Annotated in this window: 16 protein-coding genes; 10 read left to right on the plus strand and 6 right to left on the minus strand. The window is 71.0% G+C overall.

What is annotated here, in order from left to right; all coding sequences use genetic code 11:
- The first annotated feature begins 224 nt into the window (after window positions 1-224).
- A complete protein-coding gene (locus AQJ67_RS27155; protein ID WP_062721909.1) occupies window positions 225-887 on the plus strand; it encodes an RNA polymerase sigma factor in 663 nt (220 codons plus the stop codon).
- Window positions 887-2,017, plus strand: a complete 1,131-nt coding sequence (locus AQJ67_RS27160) for a hypothetical protein (protein WP_062721910.1) — start codon at window positions 887-889, stop codon at window positions 2,015-2,017. Before AQJ67_RS27155 ends, AQJ67_RS27160 begins: the two co-directional genes overlap by 1 nt.
- A gap of 213 nt (window positions 2,018-2,230) precedes the next feature.
- Here AQJ67_RS27160 and AQJ67_RS27165 read toward each other — a convergent pair whose 3' ends face one another.
- On the minus strand, window positions 2,231-3,097 hold the full coding sequence (locus AQJ67_RS27165; RefSeq protein WP_062721911.1) for a L,D-transpeptidase family protein: 867 nt from the start codon (window positions 3,095-3,097) through the stop codon (window positions 2,231-2,233).
- 149 nt (window positions 3,098-3,246) lie between these two features.
- Here AQJ67_RS27165 and AQJ67_RS27170 point away from each other — a divergent pair, with 149 nt between their 5' ends.
- Window positions 3,247-4,827, plus strand: coding sequence for an acyl-CoA mutase large subunit family protein (locus AQJ67_RS27170; RefSeq protein WP_062721912.1), 1,581 nt, complete (start codon window positions 3,247-3,249; stop codon window positions 4,825-4,827).
- Window positions 4,828-4,856: 29 nt separating this feature from the next.
- Here the strand turns inward: AQJ67_RS27170 and AQJ67_RS27175 are convergent, their stop codons facing one another.
- The gene (locus AQJ67_RS27175) at window positions 4,857-6,269 is read right to left on the minus strand and encodes an FAD-dependent oxidoreductase (RefSeq protein WP_062721913.1); all 1,413 of its coding nucleotides are present in this window, start codon (window positions 6,267-6,269) and stop codon (window positions 4,857-4,859) included.
- A gap of 72 nt (window positions 6,270-6,341) precedes the next feature.
- Here AQJ67_RS27175 and AQJ67_RS27180 point away from each other — a divergent pair, with 72 nt between their 5' ends.
- The 3 genes from AQJ67_RS27180 (at window position 6,342) to AQJ67_RS27190 (ending at window position 9,432) form a co-directional block, all read left to right on the plus strand.
- Entirely contained in the window at window positions 6,342-6,992 is a 651-nt protein-coding gene (locus tag AQJ67_RS27180; protein ID WP_062721914.1) for a TetR/AcrR family transcriptional regulator C-terminal domain-containing protein, read from the plus strand.
- Window positions 6,993-7,111: 119 nt separating this feature from the next.
- The gene (locus AQJ67_RS27185; protein WP_079056199.1) at window positions 7,112-8,095 is read left to right on the plus strand and encodes a glycosyltransferase family 2 protein; all 984 of its coding nucleotides are present in this window, start codon (window positions 7,112-7,114) and stop codon (window positions 8,093-8,095) included.
- A complete protein-coding gene (locus tag AQJ67_RS27190; RefSeq protein WP_062721915.1) occupies window positions 8,092-9,432 on the plus strand; it encodes an alpha-2,8-polysialyltransferase family protein in 1,341 nt (446 codons plus the stop codon). The genes AQJ67_RS27185 and AQJ67_RS27190 overlap by 4 nt, the downstream gene beginning before the upstream one ends.
- Before the next feature lie 92 nt (window positions 9,433-9,524).
- Here AQJ67_RS27190 and AQJ67_RS27195 read toward each other — a convergent pair whose 3' ends face one another.
- From AQJ67_RS27195 to AQJ67_RS27205, 3 genes are all read right to left on the minus strand, one after another.
- A complete protein-coding gene (locus AQJ67_RS27195; protein ID WP_208615051.1) occupies window positions 9,525-10,679 on the minus strand; it encodes an acyltransferase family protein in 1,155 nt (384 codons plus the stop codon).
- A gap of 125 nt (window positions 10,680-10,804) precedes the next feature.
- The gene (locus AQJ67_RS27200) at window positions 10,805-12,175 is read right to left on the minus strand and encodes a polysialyltransferase family glycosyltransferase (RefSeq protein WP_062721916.1); all 1,371 of its coding nucleotides are present in this window, start codon (window positions 12,173-12,175) and stop codon (window positions 10,805-10,807) included.
- Window positions 12,175-13,155: a glycosyltransferase family 2 protein gene (locus AQJ67_RS27205; RefSeq protein WP_062721917.1), complete on the minus strand. Its 981-nt coding sequence runs from the start codon at window positions 13,153-13,155 to the stop codon at window positions 12,175-12,177. The genes AQJ67_RS27200 and AQJ67_RS27205 overlap by 1 nt, the downstream gene beginning before the upstream one ends.
- A 198-nt stretch (window positions 13,156-13,353) precedes the next feature.
- Between AQJ67_RS27205 and AQJ67_RS27210 the strand changes: the two genes are divergently transcribed.
- The 4 genes from AQJ67_RS27210 to AQJ67_RS27225 all read left to right on the plus strand — a co-directional run bounded on the left by AQJ67_RS27210 (window position 13,354) and on the right by AQJ67_RS27225 (window position 18,303).
- Window positions 13,354-14,667, plus strand: coding sequence for a DUF6716 putative glycosyltransferase (locus tag AQJ67_RS27210; RefSeq protein ID WP_062721918.1), 1,314 nt, complete (start codon window positions 13,354-13,356; stop codon window positions 14,665-14,667).
- Window positions 14,668-14,829: 162 nt separating this feature from the next.
- Window positions 14,830-16,134: an N-acylneuraminate cytidylyltransferase gene (locus AQJ67_RS27215; protein WP_062721919.1), complete on the plus strand. Its 1,305-nt coding sequence runs from the start codon at window positions 14,830-14,832 to the stop codon at window positions 16,132-16,134.
- A 13-nt stretch (window positions 16,135-16,147) separates the two neighbouring features.
- On the plus strand, window positions 16,148-17,086 hold the full coding sequence (locus tag AQJ67_RS27220; RefSeq protein ID WP_062721920.1) for an N-acetylneuraminate synthase family protein: 939 nt from the start codon (window positions 16,148-16,150) through the stop codon (window positions 17,084-17,086).
- Between the two features lie 146 nt (window positions 17,087-17,232).
- A complete protein-coding gene (locus tag AQJ67_RS27225; protein WP_062721921.1) occupies window positions 17,233-18,303 on the plus strand; it encodes a hypothetical protein in 1,071 nt (356 codons plus the stop codon).
- Here the strand turns inward: AQJ67_RS27225 and AQJ67_RS27230 are convergent.
- Window positions 18,300-18,989, minus strand: coding sequence for a class I SAM-dependent DNA methyltransferase (locus AQJ67_RS27230; RefSeq protein ID WP_062722073.1), 690 nt, complete (start codon window positions 18,987-18,989; stop codon window positions 18,300-18,302). The genes AQJ67_RS27225 and AQJ67_RS27230 overlap by 4 nt on opposite strands.
- Between the last annotated feature and the right edge of the window lie 11 nt (window positions 18,990-19,000).

The following is a 19,000-nucleotide window of genomic DNA, read 5'->3' on the forward strand; positions in this document are numbered from 1 at the left end:
CGGCACGGGCCGCGCGGCGGCCCGTACTTTCTACAGCGTCATGACTGCGTTTTCTGTCACACCCCGCTGGACACATTCGCGGAATCCCGGGTAGTTGCATGTTGTACGGACATGGACGAGCAGCGCTTTCAGGCCGTAACGTGCCTTGCGCGCCGGACGCGGAGGGCGTATGACCACCGCAACGACCTGCGGTCTCGCAACCGCAACCACCAATTGAGGTACCAGTGCTGGGGGACGACGCGGAGTTGACCGCCGCGGTGCTTGCCGCACAGGACGGGGACGAGAGTGCGTTCCGGACTGTGTACCGCTCCGTGCACCCGCGGCTGCTCGGGTACGTACGGACGCTGGTCGGCGACCCGGACGCCGAGGACGTCGCGTCGGAGGCATGGCTCCAGATAGCCCGTGACCTGGGACGCTTCAGTGGGGACGCGGACCGCTTCCGCGGCTGGGCCGCCCGCATAGCCCGCAACCGGGCGCTGGACCACATACGCATGCGCGGCCGCCGCCCCGCGATCGGCGGCGACGAGACGGAGCTGACCGGGAAGGCCGCCGAGTCCGACACCGCGGGCGAGGCCATGGAGGCCATGGCCACCGACGGCACCCTCTCCCTCATCTCGCGGCTGCCCCAGGACCAGGCCGAGGCGGTCGTCCTGCGCGTGGTCGTGGGGCTCGACGCCAAGACGGCCGCGGAGACGCTGGGCAAGCGTCCGGGTGCCGTACGCACCGCCGCGCACCGGGGTCTGAAGCGGCTGGCCGAGCTGCTCGGCGACGATCCGGAATCGACCGGGGTGCTCGACGCCCTGCCTCCCCAGCGAGAACCGCGGGGCCGTGCGGTGACGTCCGCGAGTGTGACGCATATGCGTTCGCGGACGCAGAAGGATGTGTGATGGCCGACGAGCGCTGTGACTTTCCGGGGGCCGACCCCCGGACCCCCGGCCAGTGGCTGGACCGCGAGACGGCGGAGCGTTTGCTGCGCGGAGAGTCACTCGAAGCCGTCGACGCGGCCGACCGCGACGAGGCCGAACGCCTGGCCAAGACCCTTGAGGCACTGACCGTCGAACCCCCGCTGAGCAGCGCGGAACTCCCCGGAGAGACCGCCGCGCTGGCGGCGTTCCGCGCGGCCCGCGCCGACCGGGACGACTGTGACGACATCATCGTGAGCGACGGCCCCGGCGCCGGGGCCCACCCCGAGCACCCCGCCGACGTGGGGCTCGTCCGGATCGGCGGCCCCGCCCGTGCCACCCGTCGCCCCCGCTGGGCCCGTCCGGTACGGCTCGGTCTCGCCGCCGCGCTGGCCGTCGGCATGGTCGGCGGGGTCGCCGTGGCGGCCGGAACCGGACTCCTGCCTACGCCGTTCGGCGGGGACGAAGGGGGCCGCCCGGCCGCCTCGGTCTCGGCGCCGGTGCCCTCGGACCGCCCGTTCGTCTCGCCCTCCCCGGAGAGCCGGGTGCAGGGCGACCCCACGCCGGACGACGACGCGACGGCCTCCGCGGACCCGGGCAGCACCCACGACACGGCACCCGGCGGCCCGGCCACGGACCGCGAGTCCGCCGGTGACGACCGGGTCCAGCCCTCCGCCGGCTGGTGGAAGGCCGTCACCTCGTACTGCCGTGACCTGCGCGAGGGCAAGCAGCTGTCGAAGGACCACCGCCGCACCCTGGAGGGCGCGGCGGGCGGCTCCGAGCGCGTGCGGAAGTACTGCAAGAACGTCCTCAAGGCGACCGGCGACGGCACCTGGAGCAAGCCGGGCAACGGCAAGGACAAGGACAAGGACAGGACCCGGGACAAGGCCAAGGGCCGGGAGAAGGACGACGACGAGGGTGACCGTGCCGACCGGCACCCCGACGGCCGAGGCGGCCGGTACGGCGGCGACCACGGCGACCGGCACGGAAACGGAAGCCGTGACGGCCACGGCAACGACCACCGCGTGGACGGCGCCGCCGTCGCCCCGTCGGCCGTGGCCGACCTTCTGACGAACCGGATCCTCCCTCGCCTCACTCCGCTCACACGCCGCTGACCTGCGGATTCGTGATTCGTGGAAATTTCTTCGCGGCAGGAGTGACACTTTCGACCGCCACGGCGCTGATCTGAGTGAGCCGACTGGTCATCGGCCATCGCACAGAGCCGGGGTTCCCCCCGTACCTGCGGCTCGTGCATCGGCGCGGGCGGGACACGTTCCCCCGGTCCCGCCCGCGCCCCACACCCACCTCCCGGCCCGGCGCCCCGCGCCTCACCAGTGCACGACGACCTTGTCGCCGGTCCGCACCTGGGCGAACATCTCCGAGATCGCCCGCTCGTCCCGTACGTTGACGCAGCCGTGCGAGGCCCCGGCGTAACCGGTCGCCGCGAAGTCGGACGAGTAGTGCACCGCCTGGCCGCCGCTGAAGAACATGGCGTACGGCATCGGCGAGTCATAGAGCGTCGACACATGGTGCCGGGACTTCCAGTAGACGCTGAACACACCTTCCCGGGTCGGTGTGTACTGCGACCCGAACCGCACCGGCACCGTCAGAACGGTCCGCCCGTCGATCATCCAGCGCAGGGTCCGGCTCGACTTGCTGATGCACAGCACCCGGCCGGTCAGACACCGCGCGTCCGGCGCGTCGGCCGGCTGGCCGCCCATCAGGTACAGATCCCACTTGCCGGGCTCGCGGGTCATGCTCAGCAGCCGCTCCCAGGTGACCTCGTCGGTCTTCCCCGTCCTCGGCAGCCCGCGCTTGCCCTGGAAGCCCCGGACCGCCTGCTCGGTCAGGTCGTCGTAGGTCCCGGTCGGCCCGTCGAAGAGCCAGGCGATCTGCCGCAGCCGGGCCTGCAGCTCACGTATGTCACGGCCCTCGTCACCCCGCGACCACAGCACGGCGGCGGGCGCCGCGGGCGCGGTCGTGGCCGTCCCGCCCGGCTTGTCGTCGCTGCCGCCGTCGCCGTCGCCGTCGCCGTCGGCATCGTTCTCGGGCGGCTCGGACTTCGCGGACGGCGTGCCGCTCGGCAGCTCTATGCGCACCGGCGAGTGCCGGTCGTCCCCGGACGCCTGCACCGTACAGCCGCACAGGACGGCGAGCGCCGCGCCCGCGGCGAGTACGGCGGTAGATCTCCCCATGCCCCTGGTACGCATCCCGACCCCCGGCGGCTCACCGCGGCCGCCCCCTGGCGGCCCTGATGTCACCTGAGATGTTCCCCGCGCGTGACCGGTTGCGAACTACGCGGCATGGTGGGAGACAGAAGTGAACCGGGACACGGAGGATCACCATGGCGCGTGAGTCGGAGTCCGGACTGCCGATCGAGCCGGTCTACGGGCCGGACGCGCTGGACGGCTGGGACCCGGCCGAGAAGCTGGGCGAGCCGGGCTCCTACCCCTTCACCCGTGGCGTCTACCCGTCCATGTACACCGGCCGCCCCTGGACGATGCGCCAGTACGCCGGCTTCGGCACGGCCACGGAGTCCAACGCCCGCTACCGCGATCTGATCGCCCACGGCACCACGGGCCTGTCCGTCGCCTTCGACCTGCCCACCCAGATGGGCCACGACTCCGACGCGCCGATCGCGCACGGCGAGGTCGGCAAGGTGGGCGTGGCCATCGACTCCATCGACGACATGCGGGTGCTGTTCGGCGGGATCCCGCTGGACCAGGTGTCGACGTCGATGACGATCAACGCCCCGGCCGCACTGCTGCTCCTGCTGTACCAGCTGGTGGCGGAGGAACAGGGCGTCGGCGCCGACCGGCTCACCGGCACGATCCAGAACGACGTGCTGAAGGAGTACGTCGCGCGGGGCACGTACATCTTCCCGCCGAAGCCGTCCCTGCGGCTGACCGCCGACATCTTCCAGTACTGCCGGGCCGAGATCCCGAAGTGGAACACCATCTCGATCTCCGGCTACCACATGGCCGAGGCGGGCGCCTCCCCCGCGCAGGAGATCGCCTTCACCCTCGCCGACGGCATCGAGTACGTCCGTACGGCGGTCGCGGCCGGCATGGACGTGGACGACTTCGCGCCCCGCCTCTCCTTCTTCTTCGTCGCCCGGACCACGATCCTGGAGGAGGTCGCCAAGTTCCGCGCCGCCCGCCGCATCTGGGCCCGGGTGATGCGCGAGGAGTTCGGCGCCAGGAACCCCAAGTCGCTGATGCTGCGCTTCCACACCCAGACGGCCGGCGTACAGCTGACGGCCCAGCAGCCCGAGGTGAACCTGGTCCGCGTCGCCGTCCAGGGCCTCGCCGCGGTCCTCGGCGGCACCCAGTCCCTGCACACCAACTCCTTCGACGAGGCCATCGCACTCCCGACGGACAAGAGCGCGCGCCTCGCCCTGCGGACCCAGCAGGTCCTCGCGTACGAGACGGACGTGACGGCGACGGTCGACCCCTTCGCGGGCTCGTACGTCGTCGAGAGGATGACGGACGACGTGGAGGCGGCCGCGCTGGAGCTCATGCGGAAGGTCGAGGACCTCGGCGGCGCGGTGGCGGCCATCGAGCACGGCTTCCAGAAGAACGAGATCGAGCGCAGCGCCTACCGGATCGCCCAGGAGACGGACGCCGGCGAACGGGTCGTCGTCGGCGTCAACCGCTTCCAACTGCACGAGGAGGAGCCCTACGAGCCGCTCCGCGTGGACCCCGCCATCGAGGCCCAGCAGGCGGAGCGACTGGCGAAGCTACGGGCACAGCGGGACCAGGGGGCGGTGGACCCGGCCCTGACGGCGCTGAAGAAGGCGGCCGAGGGGGAGGGCAACGTGCTGTACCCGATGAAGGAGGCGTTGCGGGCCCGGGCGACGGTGGGGGAGGTGTGCAACGCCCTTCGGGAGGTCTGGGGGACGTACGTGCCGTCGGACGCCTTCTGAGGGACCGCCTCAGGACCGCCTCAGGACGGCTACGACTGGCGGACCCCGAACCGGGCCAGCTGGTCGACGAGCCCGGCCGCCCGGTCCCCGGCCCACCCCACATAGCCGTCCGGACGCACCAGGAACAGCCCGGAGCCGTACGACTCCTGCACCCGCCCGCGGACCACCCGAACCGCATCCGGCACCCCCGGCACCTCCACCCCCACCGCCACCACCGTCCAGTGCGGCCCCCGGAACGTGTCGAAGAGGCGTACGCCGTCCAGGGCCCCGTCGGGGGCGCGGTCACCCGCCCGTACCGGGCCCGGGGTGGCCCGGGTCTCCTTCGTGAGCGACGACTCGCGGTAGCCGAGCCCCAGTTGGCGCGTCGCCTCCCCGCGCCGGACCTCTCCCCGGTGCACCCCCGTCGAGAGGCCCAGCATGTCGGCCGCCACGGCCCGCCGCTCCTCCTCGTACGTGTCCAGCAGCCCCGCGTCCGCCCCGTCCCGCAGCACCGCCCCGAGCTTCCACCCCAGGTTGTAGGCGTCCTGCACGCTGGTGTTGAGCCCCTGGCCGCCCGCCGGTGAGTGGACGTGGGCGGCGTCCCCCGCGAGGAAGACGCGCCCGTCCCGGAACCGGTCCGCGAGCGCCGCCCGTGGCCGGAAGTCCGACGCCCACCGCAGCTCGGTCACGTCCTGCGGCGCGAGGTGCGACCGCGCGGCGACGACCTTGCGTACGCCCTCCAGGGAGACGTCCACCGGGGCGCCCTCCGCGAACTGGGCCACGACCTGGAAGTCCTCCGTACCCGCGAGCGGGCAGACGGCCAGGTAGCCGTCGCCCTCCCCACGCGGCGGGAAGATGTGCCAGTTGTCCCGGTCCAGGCCCGTGATCCTGACGTCCGCGACCAGGACCGGGTTCGGATCGACGGTCTCCCCGGTCATCCCGATGCCGAGGGCGCGCCGTACCGCCGAACGGCCGCCGTCGGCGGCGACGACGTACCGGGCGCGCACGCTCGCCCCGTTTGTGAAGCGGACCGTCACCCCGTCCGCGTCCTGCGCGATCCCGACCGCCTCCCGGCCGAAGGCGACCCTTCCGCCCAACTCCGCGAGCCGTGCGAAGAGGATCTCCTGCGTCCGCCACTGCGGCACCATCCACGGCTCGTTGTACGGCGAGTCCTCCGTCACCTCGGCCGGGTCGAACATCCGGTGCTCGCCCGCCCGCTCGCCGTCCTGCCAGATCATCCCGACCGGATAGCCGCCGCCCGCCGCGCGGATCGCGTCCAGCACGCCCAGGTCGTCGAAGACCTCCATCGTGCGCGGCTGGATCCCCTTGCCCCGCGACCCCGGGAACAGCCCGTCGGCCCGCTCCACGACCAGCGCGTCCACCCCGCGCCGGGCGAGGTCGATGCCGAGGGTGAGGCCGGTCGGCCCCGCGCCCACGATCAGTACGTCGGTCCGTACCGTCATGATCCACTCTCCTTAACGCTGTTAAGTCCCCTGGAGTGCAAGGGTGGCCTTAACGCCGTTAAGCTGTCAAGCGTGACTACGGAACGCCGGGCGCCCCTCGACCGCACACGCGTCGCGGACACCGCCCTCAAGCTGCTGAACGAGGTCGGTCTGGACGGCCTGACCCTGCGCGCCATCGCCAAGGAGCTGGACGTCAAGGCGCCGGCCCTGTACTGGCACTTCAAGGACAAACAGGCACTGCTCGACGAGATGGCGACCGAGATGTACCGCCGGATGGTCGCCGGGGCGCCCCTCGACCCGGCGGACACCTGGCAGGAGCGTCTGCTCAGGTCCAACCGCGGACTGCGTGCCGCCCTCCTCGGCTACCGCGACGGCGCCAAGGTCTTCAGCGGCTCACGCTTCACCGGCATCGAGCACGCCGAGCAGATGGAGGCCAACCTGCGCCTGCTCACGGCCGCCGGCTTCACCCTCGCCGAGGCGGTCCGCGCGACCTCGACGACGTACGCCTACACCCTCGGGTTCGTCACCGAGGAACAGGGCGTCGAGCCGGTCGCGGGGGAGCGCCGCGAGGGTTACGACATCGAGCAACGCGCCCGCCTGATGGCCGACTTTCCCTTGTCGGCCCAGGCCGGCGCGGAGATCTTCACCGACTACGACCGGCACTTCGAGGAGGGGCTGGCGGTGGTGATCGCCGGGATCGAGGCGCGCTACCGGGCCGGGTAGGACCCGGCATGGTGATGTCATGCCGAGTTCACCTGGAGGTCGGCGAGGTGTCGTGTTCAGGCAGCCCGTCGGTTCCTAGGATCTCGGAGATTTCCCGCTGAGAATCCAGGTGTGCACACGTGGCCAACCAACCCGCCCTGTCCGTGATCGTCCCCTGCTACAACATCGAGTCGTATGTACCCGAGACCGTGACCAGCCTGGTCAACAACGCACGGGACGACTTCGAGTTCATCTTCGTCGAGGACAGGTCCACGAAGGACAAGACGTACGAAGCGCTGCTGACGCTGACGAAGAGACTCAGGAACAGCCGGGTGATACGGCACGAGCAGAACGGCGGACTGGCCACCGCGCGCAACACCGGCATCGACGCCTCGGAGGGCCGCTACCTCACCTTCCTCGACGGCGACGACTGGCTGGCGCCGGGTTATCTCGCGGATCTCGTCGACGCCGTCGAGAGGTTCGACGTCGACTTCGTCCGGACCGACCATGTGCAGGTCACCGGCATCGAGCGGACCGTCCACCGGGCACCCGAAGGACGTCGGCACATCGCCCTCGACCCGCGCACCTCGATCCTCCCGGTCGACGACACGACCATGGTCGACTACCCCTACGCCTGGGCCGGCGTCTACCACCGCCGGCTCCTCGACAAGGGCATGCTGCGCTTCCACGACGGACTGAAGACCGCCGAGGACCGCCCCTGGATCTGGGACCTGCACCGCAGGGCCGACTCCTACGCAGTCGCCAGCCTGCGCGGGGTCTTCTACCGCCGGGGCGTGGCCAGTTCGCTCACCCAGATCGGTGACGTCCGTCAGCTGGACTTCTTCCGCTCCTTCGACCTCGTCCTCGCCGAGCTCGCCGACGACCCCGAGGTGGGCCGCCTGCGCAAGAAGGCGCTGCGCAACTACTGCGTCGTCATCGCCCATCAGCTCATCGGCCGGGGCAGGTTCGAACGCAGCATCGCCGCCCGACTGAAGCAGATGGCCGCCGAGGCACTGGGCAGGATGTCGGAGGACGAACTGGAAGAGGCCCTCGTCGGGATGGGCGAGGAGCGCGTGTACATGCTGCGCCGGATACGGGGTGGCATGAAGGGAGTGGCGGCATGATCCAGATCTTCTTCTCGGCCACGCAGTACGCGGCCGCGACCGTCACCGCCGCCATACGGGCCGGCCAGTTCGGCCCGCGCGAGGGCGTCCGCCGCATCCTCGTCGTCAGCAACACCGCCGCGATCCCCGAGGTCGGCACCCCGCTGGACCGGATGGCCGGCTTCGAGAAGCTGCGCCCCGAGTTCGACGAGGTGCGCTCCTGGAACGAGTTCATCTCCCCGCACCACCCGGCCGGCTGGTCGCCCCGGGGGCAGGACACCCTGCTGTGGGAGAAGGCCGTACGCCTCGCCTGGAACCTGGGCGACGAGCCCGTCGAGATCGCCTGCGAGTCCATCCAGGCCAACCCCTCCCGCGCGGTCGCCGACATCTTCGCGGACAGCCCGATCCATGTGTACGCGGACGGCCTGATGAGCTACGGCCCCACCCGCAACCGCATCCCGCACGGCATGAGCAGCCGCATCAAGCGCGTCCTGCACCTGGACCTGGTGCCGGGCCTTACGCCCATGCTCCTCGCCGAGTACGGGGTGACGCCCGAGGCCGTGCCGAACGACGCGATCGTCGACGTCCTCGCCCAGATCGGCGAGTCCGGCGCCGGCCTCCTCGCCGAACGCCTCCCGGCCGACAACCCGCCCACCGCCGTCCTCCTCGGCCAGTACCTCTCGGCGATCGACCTGATCACCCAGGACGAGGAGGAGCAGCTGCACATCCGCATGCTGCGCGCCGCCGCCCGCGCCGGTCACCAGGACGTCCTGTTCAAGCCGCACCCGAGCGCGCCCGCCGTCTTCAACGAGTCCCTGGAAGCGGTCGCCGACGAACTCGGCGTGAGGCTCACGGTCCTGAACGAGCCCGTCCTCGCCGAGACCGTCTTCGCCTTCCTGAAGCCCAAGCTCGTCATCGGCTGCTTCTCGACCGCGCTGATGACCGCCGCCGCCTTCTACGGCATCCCCGTCGCCCGCGTCGGCACGGACCTGCTCCTCGAACGCATCACGCCGTACGAGAACAGCAACCGCATCCCGCTGACCATCATCGACGCGGCCCTGCCGGACGCGGAGCACGCCGAGCTCGGCTCGCAGCTCGAACTCGCCGGCATGGCCGAAGGGCTGGCCCCGCTGGTGCGCAGCGTCGGCTACTGCATGCAGTCCCGCAAGCACCACGCCCTGCGCGACGAGGTCACGGCCTGGCTGGCCGCCAACCTGGCCGCGCACCAGGGCTACTTCAAGCGCCGCCGCCTCACCAGCCTGCGCCTGCCCGGCGGCAGCGCGGTACGCGCGGAGGCCTTGCGCAAGCACCCGGCAGTACGCAAGGCGGTACGGCGCCTACGACAGACGGCGCGCTAGCAGCAGGTGGGGGGTGGGGGCGCGGCCCCCACCCCCCAGGGGCGCGGGGAACCGCGCGACCAGCCCCCGCCTACCCGCACCCGAACAACGACCTAACCCGGCCGCACCGCTGGAAGCGCTCGCTTCAGCCGAGGCCCGAACGGCTTCTCCACGAACCGGTGCATCAGCCAGGCCAGCCCCAGCAGGCTCAGCACGGACAGCGCCAGCGTCAGGTAGGAGCCGAGGCCCAGGCCCCGGTGCAGGACCCGGATGAAGAACCAGCCCAGGTGCTCGTGGATCAGATAGAACGGGTACGTCAGCGCCCCCGCCACCGTCAGCCAGCGCCAGTTGGCCCAGCGCGTCCAGCCCAGCGCCACCACGGCCACGGCGGCGAAGGCGCAGAAGACGATGGCCTGGATGACCAGCGGATCGCGGTGGAAGTCGCCCTGCTCGCCCGGGTGCCACAGCGCCGTGACCGAGTAGCGCTGGCCCAGCAGGAAGGACATGCCGACGATCCCCCACAGCAGCATGTCGCTGCCGAAGCGGTGGATCAGGTACAGCGCGAGACCGCCGATGAAGAACGGGGCGTGGTCGCGCATCACCAGCTCGTCGGTCAGCGGGTTGTCGGCGACCCGGGCGAAGGCACCGGCCAGCGTCCACAGGATGCAGAAGGTGACGACCCGTTTGTAGGTGACGCCCTTCCAGATCACGAACAGCGCGAAGAGCACGTAGAACTTCAGCTCCACCCACAGCGTCCAGCAGACGCCGAGCACCCGCGGCACGCCCAGCGGCTGCTGCATCATCGTCAGGTTGACCAGGAGCTCGTCGGGGCGGACCGGGTGGACGACGACCGGCAGCAGCACCGCGGCGCCGGTGACCATGACGATGGCCACCCAGTACGCCGGGTAGAGGCGGGAGATCCGGGAGCGGAAGAAGTCGCCGAGGCTGCGGCCCCAGCTGCTCATGCAAATCACGAAGCCGCTGATGACGAAGAAGAACTGGACGCCCAGGCTGCCGTAGGTGGACAGCTGCGACAGCGTCGGGAACATGACGCCGGGGGACTGGTGCCAGGAGGTGGCGATCTCGCCGTTCTTGCCGGTGAAGTGGTACATGCACACCATCAGCGCGGCCATCAGCCGCAGACCGTCCAGGGCCCGCAGCCGGCTCTCGCCCCGGGCCCGGACCGGCGGCCGTTCGGCGAGCACCTGGTTCAGCCGGGGTGTCGCCGGTACCGGCGGCGGTGCCGTGGCCTGGTCAGCCGCGCTCATCCTGGGGCCCTTCTCCTCGGAGTCGTTGCGTATTCGAACGCTACGTACCTCCGACGGGTGAAAGGTGAGTGACGGCTGACGCACAGAGGGCTCCAAGATGTCCCCCTGATGAACATCGGCCTGTCCTATTTCCTGACGGCCACCTGCTTCAGGGCCCGTGCCCGGCGCGCCAGTCGGCGTACGGTCGCGTTGCGCGGGATGAAGGACAGCTGGGCCGGTACGGCGCCCGGCAGGGCCAGCGAGGTCAGGCGCTTGCGCTTGAAGTAGCGCCAGGTGTGCGGGTTGAGGTGCCTGGAGAGGTAGGTCTCGGCCGCGCCGCGCAGCCCGGGGTAGATCTTCGGCTGCATCGCGAAGCCGACCGCCTTGAGCAGCGCGGACAGTTCGGCCACCCGTTCGCGCGGGGGCATCGTCCAGCTGTTCACCGCCGAGCCGTCCGCGATGTCCGGGAGCAGGGCGTCGACGATGGTCAGCGGTACGCGGTTGCTGTTCTGGTAGGGCGCGAGCCGGGCCAGCACCGTGTCGGTGCCGACCCGCGCGACCGGGAGGCCGTACAGAGCGGCGGCGGTGAGCAGCGCGGTGGAGAAGCAGCCGACGACTAGTGCGGGCCGCAGCCGCTGGAAGGCGACCTCGGCGAGGACGGGCCGGTCCAGCAGGGTCAGTTCGGCGCCCAGCTTCGTCGCCTCGTCCTCCAGGAGCCGCGACCAGCGGGCCGGTGCGACGGGGTGCGGCTTGAACACGAGCCTGCGGTGGCCGAGTGCGACGGCGCCGCGCACCATCTGCCGGTGCAGGTCCTCCTCCTCGGCGTCGCTCAGGATGCCGAGCGCGGAGAGGTACTGGCTGAGCAGCAGGGCCGGCTTGCCGTCCGCGGCCGAGGAGGAGGGGCCGTCGGCCAGGTCGTCCTGGTCCGCGGCGAGTTCGCCGAGCACCTTCAGGAACGCCTCGGACGGCACCAGTTCGGTCGGGACGCCGAACTCGGTGAGCAGCAGCGGGGTGAGGCCCGGGACGAGATCGAGGTGCAGCAGCCGGCCGATACGGGTGCCGACCAGCGGGTCGATCTTGTCGCGCGTGGGGCCGTAGCTTATGAGGCCGTCCGCGTAGACGTCGACGGGGGCGCCGGTGAACAGCTGGCAGAGCGCGAGCGCCGGGTTGGCCTGGACCGACTCGACGGCCAGCCGCACCTCGTCGTCGCCGAGGTTCCACAGCAGCCGTACGTACCGCTCCCACATGGGGATGTCGTCGGCGCGCGGTGACCAGCCGCTCGGGTGGAACGGGGAGATGGTCGCGTTCCAGGACAGCACCTCGTCGAACCGCTCACCCAGCAGGTCGAAGCCCGGCATGGTGTCGACGGACGGGGTGATCTCGGGGTTGGTCGCGTTATTGGCGACCAGCAGCAGCCGCCGGTCGGCCGGTTCGAAGAGCCCGGCGTCCAGGGCGGCGGCCAGGGTCGCGGCGCCGTACAGCGTCGAGGCGCAGAAGATCTGGGTGGTGCGTGGCATCAGGCGGCCACCGTCCGGGCCCCGATCGCGCGGCGGCGCACCCGCCGCAGCCGGGCGGCGCGCTGGGCGTCCATCGAGTCCATGACCTCCGCGAGCACGTCCTGCGGCATTCTCTTCAGGGCGGCGGCGCTCATCGAGCGCAGTTTTCGAGCCACGGCGGGTTCGAACCTCTCGATTTGTCCGAGATGATGAGCCATGATCGCGCAATAGGTGCGAACGGCTTTCGGAAGCAGTTTATCGGCCTCGGGGTCAGCCGTGGTTTCGTCGATTACCTGGTCGAACGCGCGAATGAAATCAAGCTGTCGGACATCACCGATCTGGGTGAGCGACGAGGCGACTCCGCGCCGGTAGTAGACGCCGAGCAGTCCCACCGCGGCGAAGGACTCCGCCTCCCGGTGCAGTTTCCAGATCCACGGCCGGTCCTCCGCGGTGCGCAGCCCGTGGGTGAACTGCAGGATTCCGCGGTCGACCAGCCGGCGGTGGTAGATGCCCGCCCACGCGTACGCGTAGTCCACGGACGTCGACCGGTCGGCGGGCAGGATCGCCTCGCGCGGGTTCAGCACGGTCCAGCGCCGGCCGTGCGGCACCCGGTGGACGCTGCGGGCCCGCCCGGTGCACTGCACATGGTCGGTGCGGACGAAGTCACAGCCCAACTCCTGGATGGCGGACAGGAGTTGCGGGAAGTAGCCGGGAGCGAGCCAGTCGTCGCCGTCCAGGAACGTCAGGTACTCGCCGCGCGCCCTGTCGATGCCCGTGTTCCGCGCGGTGGCCAGCCCTCCGTTCTGCTCGTGTCTGACGACCACCGCGCCCGGCAGCTCACGCTCCGCGCGCGCGAGCAGGTCCGGTGTCCCGTCGGTCGAGCAGTCGTCGACGAGGATGAACTCGAAGTCCTCGCGTGTGTTCGCACGCAGGCTCTTCAGGGTGTCTGGCGCGTATTGCTGCACGTTGTAGAACGGCACGATGACGGAGAGCTTGACCACGCGAAGGACGTTAGGCGGCGGCCCGTCACCCGTCTTTACCCGGAGCTTGATGTCAGGTGAACGACGCGTGGCGATGCCGTGAACCGGACTTTTTCTCGGCCGCTCCGGACCCCGATTCGCCGTTCGTCGATGTGCTGTTAACCGTTTGTTGCATTCGGGTTGGGCAGAACCTCGGAATCGCTTCCTAGCGTCTTCGACGTGCCAGTAAGTGCGACGAAGACCCGGCGAGTTGCCGTACTCGCGGATTCCGATACCCGGTGGAAATGGGGTGCGCTCACCGCGAACCGTATCGCCCCGGAGAATTCGGACATCCGTCTGGACGGATATCTCCTGCGTGGCCGGGCCACCCCCACCCCCCGCCAGCTCCAGGAAGTCGGCGTCCACGCCGACTCCCTCCGTGAGGTGACCGCGGTCGAGTTCCTGCGCGCCATGGCGCAGGAGTCGTACGACGTCGTGGTCCTCGCCCTCGTGGGCGGCGGCGTGCAGGCCGTGCTGCACGGCCTCAAGCGGGTCTGGGAGGGGCAGGCGCGGCGGCCCGTCGTCGTCACCGGCTATGTCGGCGTCGTCTACGAGAAGCTCGCCGACGGCCTGCTGCTGCGGCACGGCGCGGACCTGGTCCTCGCCAACTCCCGCCAGGACGCCGAGCGGTTCCGCGCGGTGTACGAGGGGGTCGGCGCCGACGCCTCGGCGGTGACCGAGGTGGCGCTGCCGTTCCTCGGCGGCGAACCTTACGCCGGCGAGCACGACCCGTACACGGTCGTCTTCGCCGCGCAGCCCTCGGTGCCGGACAACCGCCGGGACCGTACGTACCTGCTGAACCGGCTGATCCAGCACGCCCGCAAGCACCCCGAGCGCGAGGTGCTGCTCAAGCTGCGCTCCAAGCCGGGCGAACACACCACGCACATCGAGGAACTGCCGTACCAGAAGCTGGTGCAGCGGCTCGAACCGCCGGCCAACTTCAAACTGGTGTACGGCAACATGGGCGAGGTCCTCGACCGCACCGACCTGCTGGTCACCATCAGCTCCACGGCGGCGCTGGAGTCGCTGCACCGCCGGGTCCCCACCGTCGTCCTCACCGACCTCGGCGTGCGCGAGACGCTCGGCAACCACCACTTCGTGGGCTCCGGCTGCCTCGCCTCCTGGGACCAACTCGACGACGGACACCGCCCCACGCCCGACGAGGAGTGGGTGTCCCGGCAGGGCGTCTGCGCCGACGGCTCCTACGCCGGCGCCTTCGACGCGGCCCGCGAGCGCATCGCCAAGCTGCTCGACCGTCCGGGCGGACTGCCCGCCCTCACCCCGTACTACACGCCGGCCACCGCCCCCGGCTATCTGCCCGGCATCCTCGCCCGCCACCACCTCGGCCCCGACGGCAGCGTATTGCCGGGGGCACCCTCGGCCGACAAGGAGCCGGGGCCTGTCCGGCAGATCGTGCGCCGGGCCGCTCGGGGGGCTTATCGGCATGGGGTGCAGCGGGTGGCCCCGGTGATCCGGCGGATGGGGGAGCTGTGAGCGCCTCCGCGAGTGCTGCTTCGGGTCGTCGGGCGGCTGCGGCGCCGTTGGGGCTGGTCGCGCCCCGCGGCGGAGCCGCTGATCGAGGCAGCCCCGCGCCCCTGAGGGGCGGCTTCGCCGCCCTCCCTAGCTCTGCGAACTTCTGCGCAAGGAGTGCAATCCATGTCTGACTCCCCGTCACACGAGGGCGCATCGGTACGCCGCGTCCTCGCCGTGATCCCCGCGCGCGGCGGCTCCAAGGGCGTGCCCGCGAAGAACCTCATGCCCGTCGGCGGCGTGCCGCTGGTGGCCCGCGCGGTGCGCGAGTGTCGGGCGGCCAGGCTCGTCACGGACGTCGTCGTCTCCACCGACGACCAGGGCATCGCGGCCGCCGCCCGCCAGGCCGGCGCCGAGGTCGTGCTGCGCCCCGCCGCCATCGCCGGTGACACCGCGACCTCCGAGGCGGCCGTGCTGCACGCCATGGACGCCCACGAGGCGCTGCACGGCTCGCCGGTGGACGTGGTCCTGCTCGTGCAGTGCACCAGCCCGTTCATCGTCCGCGAGGACATCGACGGCGTGGTCAAGGCGATCGTCGCGAACGGCGCCGACACCTCCCTGACCGTCGCGCCCTTCCACGGCTTCGTGTGGCGCCACGGCGACGACGAGCCGACGGCGGCCGTACGCGCCGAGCGCCAGACGGCCGAGGGCGGCACCGACACGGTCGCCACCCGCACCACCGCCTCCGGTGGCGGCTACGGCGTCAACCACGACAAGTCCTTCCGCCCGCGCCGCCAGGACCGCCCCCAGGACTTCCTGGAGACCGGCGCCGCCTACGCGATGGACGCGCGCGGCTTCCGCGAGCACAAGCACCGCTTCTTCGGCCGCACCGAACTGGTGCGCACCGACCCCGCCCGGGTCCTGGAGATCGACGATCCCCACGACCTGGCCCGCGCCCGCGCGCTGGCGCCGCTGTTCGACGCGGACCGGCCCGGCGCCCTCCCGACCACGGACGACATCGACGCGGTCGTACTGGACTTCGACGGCACCCAGACCGATGACCGGGTGCTGATCGACGCCGATGGAAAGGAGTTCGTCTCCGTGCACCGCGGAGACGGCCTCGGCATCGCCGCCCTGCGCAAGAGCGGGCTGAAGATGCTGATCCTCTCCACGGAGCAGAACCCGGTCGTCGCCGCCCGGGCACGGAAGCTGAAGCTCCCCGTGCTGCACGGCATCGACCGGAAGGACCTCGCACTCAAGCAGTGGTGCGAGGAGCAGGGCATCGCGCCCGAGCGCGTGCTCTACGTCGGCAACGACGTCAACGACCTCCCGTGCTTCGCCCTCGTGGGCTGGCCCGTGGCGGTCGGCAGCGCCCACGACGTCGTGCGCGGCGCCGCACGCGCGGTCACCACTCTCCCCGGTGGCGACGGCGCAATCCGAGAGATCGCCAGCTGGATCCTCGGCCCCTCTCTCGACTCCCTCACCAAGTAAGGACATCTCTGCCATGAGCACCTACTCCCGCCTCCGCTCCTTCGGTTCGCGCGAAGTCGGCCCGGGCAAGCCCGTCTACATCTGCGGCGAGATCGGCATCAACCACAACGGTGAGCTGGAGAACGCCTTCAAGCTCATCGACGTGGCCGCCGAGGCCGGCTGTGACGCCGTGAAGTTCCAGAAGCGCACCCCGGAGATCTGCACCCCGCGTGACCAGTGGGACATCGAGCGCGACACCCCCTGGGGCCGGATGACCTACATCGACTACCGCCACCGCGTGGAGTTCGGTGAGGACGAGTACCGCCAGATCGACGAGTACTGCAAGAGCAAGAACATCGACTGGTTCGCCTCCCCGTGGGACACCGAGGCCGTCGCCTTCCTGGAGAAGTTCGACGTCCCCGCCCACAAGGTGGCCTCGGCCTCCCTGACCGACGACGAGCTGCTGCGCGCCCTGCGCTCCACCGGCCGCGCCGTCATCCTCTCCACCGGCATGTCGACGCCGAAGCAGATCCGCCACGCGGTCGAGGTCCTCGGCTCCGACAACATCGTCATGTGCCACGCCACCTCCACCTACCCGGCCAAGGCCGAGGAGCTCAACCTCCGCGCGATCAACACCCTGGAGAAGGAGTTCCCGAACGTCCCGATCGGCTACTCCGGCCACGAGACGGGCCTGCAGACCACGCTGGCCGCGGTCGCCCTCGGCGCCGTCTTCGTCGAGCGCCACATCACCCTGGACCGCGCGATGTGGGGCTCCGACCAGGCCGCCTCGGTCGAGCCGCAGGGCCTCACCCGCCTGGTGCGCGACATCCGCACCATCGAGGCCTCCCTCGGTGACGGCGTCAAGAAGGTCTACGACTCCGAGCTCGGCCCGATGAAGAAGCTGCGCCGTGTCGCCGGTGTGGTCGCCGAGGCGGAGATCGCCGCGGCGGCGGGCGAGCCGGTCCAGGTCTGACCCGGAACGCACCAGTTCGAACGCGCGCCGATGTCCGGGTGCTCCCCAACAGGGGCGCTCGGACTCGGCGCCCTTCGAGTTCCTGTTGAACCCGAGCTGAACACGAGCGCCGCATGAGCGCCTTACGACGGGACGGTCGTACGTCGATGAGCCCCCGCGCCGGGAACACCGGCCCCCACACTCTCGCCTTCGTCGAGAGCCCGGTACAGCTCCTGAACGTGCTGGAGTGGGCGCACGCCCGCGAGCCCGCCGCCGGCCCGGGTCTCACGCTCGTCGTCCTGTCCCCGATCGACCCCATGACCCGCGGCCAGCTGCGCCGGATGGCCGAACTGGCGCGCGACGACGGCCATGAGGTCCGCTGGGAGGAGGCACGGGGCGGCGCGTCGGCCCCGTTCCAGACCATCGGCGGCCTCGCGGGCCTGCTGCGCCGGGCGGACAGGGTGGTCCTGGGCGACCCCTTCTCCCGCTACGTCCAACTGCTGCTGACCATCACCAAGGCCCGCGACCTGGTCGTCGTCGACGACGGCACGGCGACGATGGAGTTCGTCGCCCAACTCGCCCGCGGTGAACGCCTGGTGCGCTGGCACCGCAAGGGCGGCCGCCCGAGCCCCCGCGACCTGGCCTTCGCTCCGATCTCAGCGGCGGCCCGCAAGCGCCTCACCCCGAGTGAGCGGCACACGGTCGAGATCTTCTCCTCCATGCCGATGGAGGAGACCCCGGACGGCGTGACGGTCACCGCCAACACCTTCGCCTGGACCCGCGACCGCTTCGGCCCGCCCCGCATCACCAAGGGCGCCGACATGGTCGGTACGTCGTTGGTCGAGACCGGCGTGGTGGACGGCGACCGCTACCTGGAGGCCGTCGGCTCCCTCGCCAGGACCCACGGCGCCACCCGCTACTTCGCCCACCGCCGCGAGAGCACGGACAAGCTGCACCGGCTGGCCGTCGAGACCGGCCTGGAGATCGTACGCCCCGACCTCCCCCTGGAGCTGATCGCCCGCCGGGGCCCCATCGGCCGTACGATCCTGAGCTTCCCGTCGACGGTGGTGCACACGTTGCCGCTGGCGCTGTCCGGCACCGAGGTCCGGGTCGCGGTGTGCGACATCGACCCGGCGTGGCTGACCGAGAGCGCGTCCCCTCGGGCGCAGGGGTTCCTGTCGGGGGTCACGGGGACGGCGCGGGATGTGACCCGGCTCTCGGCGGTCAGCGCGGTCTAGGGGCCTTTCAGAACACCCCCCCGGTCGCCCTTGCGCGCGAGAAGGAAGGCGCGGGCGCGCTTCTCCTCGCCCTGGGGTTCCCGCAGCACCCGGGCGACCGGCTGGAGGCCCGCCTTGGTCAGCCGTTCGGCGAACGTGTCCGGGGTGTGCCAGTGGTAGTCGAGGTCGATCGGGTGACCGAATCGCTCCGCGAGGTGCAGATGCCCGGCCTCGTCTTCGTCCCCGGCCTGGAAGGCCAGCAGGACATGACCTCCCGGCACCAGGACGCGGTGGAACTCGGCGAACACCGTCGGCAGGTGATCGTCCGGGACGTGGATGACCGAGTAGAGGGCGACGACCCCGCCCAGCGTCTCGTTCGGCAGCCCCAGGGACGTCATCGACCCCACATGGAACCGCAGCCCCGGATGGGCCCGCCGGGCCAGCTCCACCATGCGGGGCGACAGATCCACCCCGAACACGGGCAGCCCCAGCGCGGCCAGCGCGGCGCTCACCTGCCCCGGCCCACAGCCGATGTCGGCCACCGGCCCGCCGCCCCGCGCCCCCACCAGCTCCGCGAAGCCGCCGAGCAGGGCTCTGTCCATCGGATGGACGCCGGGCCAGTCCGAGAAGCGCTCGGCATAGGCGTCGGCGATCGTGTCGTACGAGATTCGGGTGGCCCGTATGAATTCCGGGTTCTCGGCGTTCACGGACCGCACCC

It is taken from the genome of Streptomyces caeruleatus (assembly GCF_001514235.1).
Classification (GTDB): Bacteria; Actinomycetota; Actinomycetes; order Streptomycetales; family Streptomycetaceae; genus Streptomyces; species Streptomyces caeruleatus.

Excerpts from the sequence above, each read along its gene's own strand:
- AQJ67_RS27160 (WP_062721910.1), top strand. The coding sequence starts at position 887 with ATGGCCGACGAGCGCTGTGACTTTCCGGGGGCCGACCCCCGGACCCCC.
- AQJ67_RS27165 (WP_062721911.1), bottom strand. The coding sequence starts at position 3,097 with ATGGGGAGATCTACCGCCGTACTCGCCGCGGGCGCGGCGCTCGCCGTC.
- AQJ67_RS27170 (WP_062721912.1), top strand. The coding sequence starts at position 3,247 with ATGGCGCGTGAGTCGGAGTCCGGACTGCCGATCGAGCCGGTCTACGGG.
- AQJ67_RS27175 (WP_062721913.1), bottom strand. The coding sequence starts at position 6,269 with ATGACGGTACGGACCGACGTACTGATCGTGGGCGCGGGGCCGACCGGC.
- AQJ67_RS27190 (WP_062721915.1), top strand. The coding sequence starts at position 8,092 with ATGATCCAGATCTTCTTCTCGGCCACGCAGTACGCGGCCGCGACCGTC.
- AQJ67_RS27195 (WP_208615051.1), bottom strand. The coding sequence starts at position 10,679 with ATGAGCGCGGCTGACCAGGCCACGGCACCGCCGCCGGTACCGGCGACA.
- AQJ67_RS27200 (WP_062721916.1), bottom strand. The coding sequence starts at position 12,175 with ATGCCACGCACCACCCAGATCTTCTGCGCCTCGACGCTGTACGGCGCC.
- AQJ67_RS27215 (WP_062721919.1), top strand. The coding sequence starts at position 14,830 with ATGTCTGACTCCCCGTCACACGAGGGCGCATCGGTACGCCGCGTCCTC.
- AQJ67_RS27220 (WP_062721920.1), top strand. The coding sequence starts at position 16,148 with ATGAGCACCTACTCCCGCCTCCGCTCCTTCGGTTCGCGCGAAGTCGGC.
- AQJ67_RS27225 (WP_062721921.1), top strand. The coding sequence starts at position 17,233 with ATGAGCCCCCGCGCCGGGAACACCGGCCCCCACACTCTCGCCTTCGTC.